6 protein-coding genes are annotated in these 5,636 nt (G+C 59.0%); 4 read left to right on the forward strand and 2 right to left on the reverse strand.

All coding sequences use genetic code 11. The features are described from left to right. Positions 1–964: MFS transporter (locus OC610_RS20150; protein ID WP_264430167.1), on the forward strand; the 964-nt coding region annotated here is incomplete at its 5' end. On the opposite strand, the gene OC610_RS20155 is transcribed toward OC610_RS20150, so the two are convergent. Further along, a complete protein-coding gene (locus OC610_RS20155; protein ID WP_264430168.1) occupies positions 965–2,419 on the reverse strand; it encodes an NCS1 family nucleobase:cation symporter-1 in 1,455 nt (484 codons plus the stop codon). A gap of 408 nt (positions 2,420–2,827) precedes the next feature. Continuing rightward, the gene (locus OC610_RS20160) at positions 2,828–3,664 is read right to left on the reverse strand and encodes a CvfB family protein (protein WP_181287474.1); all 837 of its coding nucleotides are present in this window, start codon (positions 3,662–3,664) and stop codon (positions 2,828–2,830) included. Between the two features lie 330 nt (positions 3,665–3,994). Between OC610_RS20160 and OC610_RS20165 the strand changes: the two genes are divergently transcribed. The 3 genes from OC610_RS20165 to OC610_RS20175 form a co-directional block, all read left to right on the forward strand. Further along, positions 3,995–4,183: a hypothetical protein gene (locus OC610_RS20165; RefSeq protein WP_018607615.1), complete on the forward strand. Its 189-nt coding sequence runs from the start codon at positions 3,995–3,997 to the stop codon at positions 4,181–4,183. 197 nt (positions 4,184–4,380) lie between these two features. After that, positions 4,381–5,091, forward strand: a complete 711-nt coding sequence (locus OC610_RS20170) for a TorF family putative porin (protein ID WP_264430170.1) — start codon at positions 4,381–4,383, stop codon at positions 5,089–5,091. A gap of 80 nt (positions 5,092–5,171) precedes the next feature. Then, on the forward strand, positions 5,172–5,636 hold a 465-nt coding region (locus OC610_RS20175; protein WP_264430173.1), incomplete at its 3' end, for a DUF6279 family lipoprotein.

The following is a 5,636-nucleotide window of genomic DNA, read 5'->3' on the forward strand; positions in this document are numbered from 1 at the left end:
GCAGCGACGGTTGCTCGGCGGCCTGTGGCTGTGCGTGCTGCTAACCCTGGCGTCGTTCTGGGCCTGGGGCTTCTGGCCGCACCTGGCGTTGCGCTTCGGCACGGGCGTGGCGAGCGCCTGGGTGATGGTGATGATTACCGCCCTGAGCCAACCCTTGGCTGCGGCGACGGGGCGACCACGGCTGGGCGCACTGGTATTCGCCGGACCTGGTTTGGGCATTTTTCTTACAGGCTTGCTGGCGCTTGGCTCGAACCTGTTGGGCCAGACATCCGACGTCTTGTGGCTGGTGTACGCCGGGGCGGCGCTGTTGATGTTGCTGGTGATCCTGCCGGTCCTGCCAAAACCCGTGCCTGCGGCCACTGTTGCAGCGCCAGCCGCGGTGGCCAACAACCGCAGCATCGCCCGGCTCTGCGTGGTCTACGCCTTGTATGGCGTGGGCTACATCATTCCGGCGACCTTCCTGTCGCAGATGGCGTCCGCCCAGTTCCACGGGCAATGGCAGGCAGACCTGTTCTGGCCTTGCTTCGGCCTGGCCGCCGCCATCGGCGTGCTGTTGGTGAGCCTGCGCCGGCCCAACCCGAACACCACCAGCCGCTGGTTGATGGCGACCTTGTGGCTGCAAGCTGCTGGCGTGTTTGCCTGCCTGTTGGGCAGCGGCGCGGGATTGGCGCTGGGCGTGATCCTGTGTGGCACGCCGTTCCTGGCTTGCATGCAATTGATGGTGTTGCGTTCCCGAGAACTGGCGCCCCACGCAATCCAGCGCAACATCGGCCTGCTGACCGCGTGCTTCGCCATCGGCCAGCTCAGCGGACCGTTGCTGGCGGCGCTGAGCAGCCATTTCAGCGGCGGCTTGCAACCCGCACTGATCATTGCCGGAAGCGGCCTGGTGCTGGCGGGCGGCCTGCTGCTGCGGCCCACCAACCGAAGCGCGGCGGAGCGTTGCGCTCAGACTGTCCTGCGTTGATCAGGCCTGGCCGGCCGGGTTCAGCGATGTGTTCAGGTGTGGGAAAGGTTGGCGTCGCGCCAAGGCGAAATACAACACCCCGCCGAGGAAACAACCGGTGAACCAGGCGAAATTGGCCATCGGTTGCAGGAACGGCGTGAACGTGATCGCCACGCCCATCAGCGTCGCCGGGATCAACGCCCTCACCGCCGTCCAGTTGATCCCCCCGTTGTAGTAATAGCGCCCAGTCGGGCCGTCGTTGAACAGCGCATCGACGTCGATCTGCTGCTTCTTGATCAGGTAGTAATCCACCAGCAGGATGCCAAACAACGGGCCGATAAACGCCGCCAGCACGTCCAGGGTGTAGTGGATCACTTCAGGGTTGTTGAACAGGTTCCACGGCGTGATGAAAATCGAGGCCACCGCCGCAATCATGCCGCCGGCGCGCCAGCTGATCTTGCTCGGCGCGACGTTGGCAAAGTCGAAGGCCGGGGACACGAAGTTGGCGACGATGTTGATGCCGATGGTCGCGGTGACGAAAGCAAAAGCCCCCAGCAGGACGGCGACGTTGTTGTCGATGCGCGCCACGGTGGCGATCGGGTCGTGGAGCATCTCACCGAACACCGGCAACGTGCCGGAAACGATCACCACCGTCACCAGCGAGAACGCCAGGAAATTCACTGGCAACCCCCAGAAATTTCCACGACGTACGTCGGACATGCTCCGGCAGTACCGACTGAAATCACCGAAATTCAAGGTTGGACCGGAAAAGTACGACACCACCAGGGCCGTCGCCACGATCACTTGTCCGAATGCCTGCCAGCCGGACAGCGATTTTTCCGCCAGGGTAAAACTGATGTTGCTCCAGCCGGCCTTCCAGACGATCCAGCCAGCCAGCAGGAACATCACGGCATACACCACCGGCCCCGCCCAATCGATGAAACGGCGGATCGACTCCATGCCTGTCCAGAACACCAATGCCTGGACGAACCAAAGGCTGAGGAAACCGAACCAACCCAGGTAGGACAAACCGGCAAAATGCGGTGTCGCGTAGGCTTCCATCGAAGGAAAAAACCGCAGGACCACGATAATCAGTGCGCTGGACGCCAAGTAGGTCTGGATCCCATACCAGGCCACCGCGATCAGCCCGCGAATCACCGCCGGGATATTCGCCCCGAACACGCCAAATGCCAGCCTGCAAATGACCGGATAAGGCACCGCCGCCTGTTGGCTCGGCTTCGCGACCAGATTGGCGATCAACTGCACGATGCAGATCCCGCCCAGCAACGCGACCAGCACCTGCCAACTCGCCAGGCCCAAGGCGAACAGACTGGCGGCAAACACATAGCCGCCGACGCTGTGTACATCACTCATCCAGAACGCGAAGATGTTGTACCAATTCCATTTCTGCGGCAGCGGGCCCAGGTCTTCGTTATAGAGACGGGGGCTGTAGCCGTTGGGCAATTGCTCGGACATTGCGGGGCTCCTTTGGGTGCCGCCGTGCCCCCGAGTTTGATTGTCCACCACACTGCGCACGGGAGCCGGCGTGGTTTGTATACGGGTTGCTACGCAGAATGCGTGCCATAGGCGCTGGATACGAGACAAACCGTGGTTTGCGGAGCAGGAAGAAGCCTGGCGAGCACAGGCAAACGCCCACGAATGGGGCGTAGATGCGTGGTTAAGGTGCAATATTGTTGTATACAGCGATGATTCGTGGCGAGGGGATTTATCCCCGCTGGGCTTTGTAGGAGCTGTCGAGCGAAGCGAGGCTGCGATCTTTCCAACTGAGTCGAAAGATCGCAGGCTTCGCCAGCTCCTACAGGGGCCAGCGGGAGCAAGCTCCCTCGCCACAGTGTGGTTACAGGGCGGGGATTCTGCGTTTGGTCAGGTCAGCTCAATACGATCAGCATGAATGACAATCTGCCCATTCTTGTACAGCGCACCAATGGCTTTTTTGAAGTTGCCTTTGCTCACGCCAAACAGACTGCTGATCAACACCGGGTCACTCTTGTCGCTGACCGGCAGCGTGCCGTTGTTTTCACGCAACTTGGCGAGGATCTTCGCGTTGAGACTGGTGGCCGCTTCCTGACCCACCGGCTGCAAGCTCAAGCTGATCTTGCCGTCCGGGCGGATTTCCTTGATGAAACCCTTTTCCTGCTTGCCGGCGCGCATGAACTTGAAGATTTCGTTCTTGTGGATCAAGCCCCAGTGCTTGTTATTGATGATCGCCTTGAAGCCCATGTCAGTGGCTTCGGCAACCAGCAAATCAACTTCCTGCCCAGGCGTATAGTTGGCCGGGGTCTTGTCCAGATAACGATCCAGGCGCGCCGTGGCGGTGATTCGACGGGTGTGCTTGTCGAGGTAGACATGCACCACGCAGTACTCGCCCGCCGTCAACTGGCGTTTTTCTTCGGAATACGGCAGCAGCAGATCCTTCGGCAGGCCCCAGTCCAGGAACACGCCAATGCTGTTGACTTCAACCACTTTCAGGCTGGCGAATTCCCCGACCTGGACTTTCGGTTTTTCCGTGGTGGCGATCAGTTTGTCGTCACTGTCCAGATAAATGAAAACATTGAGCCAGTCTTCATCTTCACTGGGAATATCCTTGGGGATATAACGGTTGGGCAGGAGGATTTCACCGTCCGCACCGCCGTCCAGGTATAAACCGAAGTTTGTGTGTTTAACCACTTGCAAACTGTTGTAGCGCCCGACTAAAGCCATTTCCAGATACCCTCATTGCGTGGGCGGCATTCTACCCGGTTTTGCGGTGCGATTCGTGAAGCTGAAGGATCTGACCGTGTAGGCCTTGATTTTCAAGGGTTTTCGTCCTTGGCAGGGCCATTCGTCAGACGGTTAAGGGTTTGACTCGCCCCGCTTCAGCTTCGAATAAAACGCAAGGTTGTTATTTAAAAACAGTGGCTTAGGGGTAATAAACAGGCATGAATCGACCGATATTCAGGCCTTGCTGCAAATAATCCACAAGGATATTTGCCAAGCAATTGTCAAGTATTTCCTGTACGATGCCTGGCCCAATTAATTATCCATAGGTTAATGGCCGTCATGCGCGTAAAAGCATCCAACAGCAAAGCAAAGCCAGCTCCAGCCGTTGAAACCAGCGAGTCGATCAACGACCAGATCGCTGCGTTCCTCAAGTCCGGCGGTGAAATCCAGCAGATTGCCAAAGGTGTCAGCGGCCAGACCTTCGGCCCGTCCAAGCAGATCAGCCTGGGCAAGAAGTAATCCCCCGCGTCACCTGGTCCCAAAGCGCTTTGAATCTCGAAGCGCTTGGGCTGGAACCCCTCTCCTGATACCTATTCCCGCAGAAATCGACGAACGGCCATCGCTGCCGAACATTCGCCGGTATGCTTGCACCTCTCTAGCTCAAGCGTTCCAGCTTGGTTACGGTTCCCTGCTCCTCGCTATTCATGGAGTGAAGCATGCGCATTCCTGTTGTCTTGCTGACGTTCAGCCTGCTCGCTTGCCCCTTTGCCTATGGGCAGGTATTCCAGCGCGAGCTCGGTGACTTCGACCTCAAGCTCGGCACAACCCCCAGCCGCAGCATGGCCCAAGGCCTGGTCACACCGTCGAGCACCGGCTCGTTCCACGGCGGCCTGGACCTGAGCCATGACAGCGGCTGGTACGTCGGACAATGGTCACCCAGTGCCGGCTATTCCGCCGACCTTGAAGTCGATTCCTACATGGGCTTCAAACACCCTGTCGACCAGACCCTGGGCTACGAAGTCGGCCTGATCCACTACAGCTACCCCACCGTCGATACCCTCGACAGCCAGGAGTTCTACGGCGGCCTGACCATCCTCGGCAGCCGCTTCGGTGCGGCGTTGAGCAACGACCCGGATAAACAGAACAGCACCCTGTTTGCCGACCTCGGTGGCAACGTGCCCTTCGGCATCGGCATCAGCGCCAAATACACCACCCACCAACTCAACACTCCAGTCTCGGTGGAAGACGGTTATGTAGGTAGTTTCAGTGACTGGTCGCTGAAAATTTCCCGTCCGTGGCGAGGCATCGACCTGGACCTGATCTACAGCGACTCAAGCCTGAGCGGCAGCAATTGCTCGGCTTACTCCGGCCACAACAGCGAATGCGATAGCCTGCTGACCCTGAAAATGGCCCATCCTTTTTACTAAGCGTTACGCATTAATCGGCTGAACTGCCGCGCGCCTGCCATGCTCAAACAAAGCACCTCCGCCTACGCAAGGACTCGCTCATGTCGCGCTGGTTGACACGCACCGCTATGTTTATCGCCCTGCTGCTGACGCTCACCGCTTGCAGCCGCATCGGCCTGGCCTACCGCAATCTGGACCTGATCATTCCCTGGACCCTTAACGATTACCTGGAAATCAACGGAGAACAAAAGGATTGGTTCAACGAACGCCTCAAGGAACATCTGAGCTGGCATTGCACCACCCAGCTGCCCGGCTACCTGGACTGGCTCGACCGCCTGAAAACCATGGTGCAGACCAACCAGGTGAGCGATGAAGCCTTGCAACAGCGCACCCGCGAGGCCAAGGTCGCCATCGCCGAGACCGCCAGGGAGATCACACCTTCGGCCATCGAGTTATTGCAGGGCCTGAACGACGAACAGGTCGCCGACATGGACGCCGCGTTCGTAAAGGACCAGCGCAAGCGCCAACGTGAATACCTCAAGCCGACTTTGGAACAGCAGATCAAG

This window comes from Pseudomonas agronomica (genome assembly GCF_025917275.1).
GTDB lineage: Bacteria > Pseudomonadota > Gammaproteobacteria > Pseudomonadales > Pseudomonadaceae > Aquipseudomonas > Aquipseudomonas agronomica.

Excerpts from the sequence above, each read along its gene's own strand:
- OC610_RS20170 (WP_264430170.1), top strand. The coding sequence starts at position 4,381 with ATGCGCATTCCTGTTGTCTTGCTGACGTTCAGCCTGCTCGCTTGCCCC.
- OC610_RS20155 (WP_264430168.1), bottom strand. The coding sequence starts at position 2,419 with ATGTCCGAGCAATTGCCCAACGGCTACAGCCCCCGTCTCTATAACGAA.
- OC610_RS20160 (WP_181287474.1), bottom strand. The coding sequence starts at position 3,664 with ATGGCTTTAGTCGGGCGCTACAACAGTTTGCAAGTGGTTAAACACACA.
- OC610_RS20165 (WP_018607615.1), top strand. The coding sequence starts at position 3,995 with ATGGCCGTCATGCGCGTAAAAGCATCCAACAGCAAAGCAAAGCCAGCT.